Genomic DNA, 807 nt, shown 5'->3' with positions numbered 1-807 from the left:
GGTTCTGTTGCAAAGTTTCAATACTGAGTACAAAAGTCCCATTCTGATACTTTGACTATGCTGGTATACCCATCAAAACTTTAATTTCAGTAGATACCGAAAAGCCGAAGAGCGTTCCATTTCTTCGGTTCTTTTTGTATATGCCTCTCAATGCTTCTATGCCCTTAATCGTAGTTGATGCAGTACGAAGACTTTGATAAAGTTTATTTCGACGTTTAACAGGTCTATGATCTTGCTCAATTAAGTTATTGAGATACTTGACTGTCCGGTGCTCAGTTTCGCTGTATAGCCCCTGCTTTTGTAACTTCCTAAAAGCACTAGCAATTGATGGTGCTTTATCTGTCACGATAACTTTCGGTTCCCCAAACTGCTTGTATAGTCGTTTAAAGAAAGCATAAGCAGACTGAGTATTTCTCTTTCGTCTTAGCCAAATATCCAGTGTCATGCCTTCTGAGTCGATTGCACGATAGAGATAATGCCACTTCCCTTTAATTTTAATATAAGTTTCGTCCATTTTCCACGAATAAAAGGACTGTCTATTTTTCTTTTTCCAGATTTGATAGATCAGCTTACCATATTCTTGAACCCAACGGTAAATTGTTGTGTGAGAAACGTTAATGCCACGATCATATAACATCTCTTGAACATCACGATAACTCAAATTATAGCGAAGATAATACCCAACAGAGATAATAATCACGTCTTTTTGGAATTGTTTGCCCTTAAAATGATTCATCTGTTGTCCTCGCATTCTTTTTTATTACATTTTACAATAAATCAGGTGTTATGGGGAACTTTGCAACAGAA

Annotated in this window: 1 protein-coding gene; it reads right to left on the bottom strand. The window is 36.7% G+C overall.

Annotated elements, in window-relative coordinates; all coding sequences use genetic code 11:
* Nucleotides 1–55 precede the first annotated feature (55 nt).
* A complete protein-coding gene (locus TS1_RS12230; protein WP_016897246.1) occupies nt 56–736 on the bottom strand; it encodes an IS6-like element ISTeha2 family transposase in 681 nt (226 codons plus the stop codon).
* Nucleotides 737–807: the final 71 nt, after the last annotated feature.

Origin of the sequence: Tetragenococcus solitarius NBRC 100494, assembly GCF_001544195.1 — a bacterium.
GTDB classification, from domain to species: domain Bacteria; phylum Bacillota; class Bacilli; order Lactobacillales; family Enterococcaceae; genus Tetragenococcus; species Tetragenococcus solitarius.
The sequence above is the reverse complement of the archived record's forward strand: the minus strand, read 5'-3'. Positions and strand labels throughout refer to the sequence as shown.

Excerpts from the sequence above, each read along its gene's own strand:
- TS1_RS12230 (WP_016897246.1), bottom strand. The coding sequence starts at position 736 with ATGAATCATTTTAAGGGCAAACAATTCCAAAAAGACGTGATTATTATC.